The 1,473-nt window shown below is 65.5% G+C and carries 2 protein-coding genes; both read right to left on the reverse strand.

Annotated elements, in window-relative coordinates:
• A partial coding sequence (locus M1617_06890) for a TldD/PmbA family protein (protein MCL5887996.1) occupies positions 1-929 on the reverse strand: 929 nt, incomplete at its 3' end.
• A gap of 7 nt (positions 930-936) precedes the next feature.
• Positions 937-1,473, reverse strand: a 537-nt coding sequence (locus M1617_06895; protein MCL5887997.1) for a C40 family peptidase, incomplete at its 5' end; no start/stop codon positions are given.

Genomic DNA, 1,473 nt, shown 5'->3' on the forward strand with positions numbered 1-1,473 from the left:
TCGTCGTCGTATCCAAAGCTGCCGAGCGAACCCGGGATCGTCGCGTCGGCGGTGACATTGACGTGCTCGGAGCCGTATTGCAGCACCCCAAGGTCTTCCAAGCCGAGGAACGACGTCCCCGCGAAAGCCGCCTCGTCGCCGAGCACGCGATCGAGCTCCGTCGGGTGGCCGATCGACTCGTGGACCTGCAGCGCTAGCTGACTGCCGTCGATGATCACGTCGAACTCGCCGCTAGGACACGGCTCCGCCGAAAGCAGGGCCGCAGCCTGCTCCGCGATGCGTGGCGCGTTGCCGAGCAGATCCAACCGCTCGATGGCCTCCCATCCGCCCTGCACCCAGTCCCCGCCATGCGAGTTGGGCCACGAGCGAGACAGCACCTCGCCGTCGGCGATCGCGAAAGCGGTGAAGCCACCGCCAGACTCGAAGTACTCCTGCTCGATATACGAACCCTCGCTCGAACCGAAGTACTTGCGCACCCGATGAAAGCCGAGCGAGGACTTGGTGAGCTTCACGGCCGACTCGGCGCGCAACAGTGCATCCACGCCACTCAGCAGCTCAAGCTTGGTAGCGAGCGGGACCGTGAATGGGTCGATCTCGCACGGACCGCTCCACCTGTCGGTGACGGGCTCGAGCGGGTCGAAGACCACGGGCGCGCCGGCACACAGCGCCGAGGCCCGCGCGATGGCGACCGCGCTTCTCGCGACTTGCGCCGCGGTCGTCTCGGAAAGCTCGGCAGATGCCGAGAAACCCCAGGCGCCGTCGACGAGCACTCGCACGCCGATACCCAGTGATTCGGTGGATTCTATCCCCTCTACCTTGCCGTCGGCGACCGCGAGCATCTCACTTGCGGTGTCGACCACCCGCACGTCGGCCCAGGAGGCCCCGGCTAGCGCAGCGCTGTTCAGCGCAGCATCGATATACGCCCTCATTGAACTCCTAGTCGATTGAGGTCAGCGGATTCCCCACGTTGACCCGCGCCCCCGAAGGCGGGCTCGTGCGTGGAACCCAATTGTAACGCCGAGCGCCAGCATAGTCACGCCGACTGGCGAGTGAATCCAGGCTCACGAAATCGCCGGTGCGGGGAGCGTGGATGAAGTAGCCGCCGCCCACATACATCCCGACGTGATGGATTGGCGAGCCGAAGAACACCGCATCCCCTGGTTGAAGCGCCGAGGGGACGATCCTTTCACCAACCCTGAACTGGGCACCCGAGTAGTGAGGCAGCGTCACCCCATGCTGGAGGAACACGTACCGCATGAGGCCAGAGCAGTCGAATGCGGCCGGGGTCTTTCCGCCCCACAGATACGGGACTCCGTAGTAGGCGAAGGCGGTCTCGACCGGCGTTCCGGGTACCACCTGGATCCCAGCCCTGTTGGCACCGGAGATGATCGAGCGCAGAAGCGCGGCCTCCTCGGCTTGGCGCTGGGAAGCGTGCTCGTCGAGTAGGTCTAGCAGCTCGGTCTGCGCGTTGGC

The organism is Actinomycetota bacterium, assembly GCA_023488435.1.
Classification (GTDB): domain Bacteria; phylum Actinomycetota; class Coriobacteriia; order Anaerosomatales; family UBA912; genus UBA912.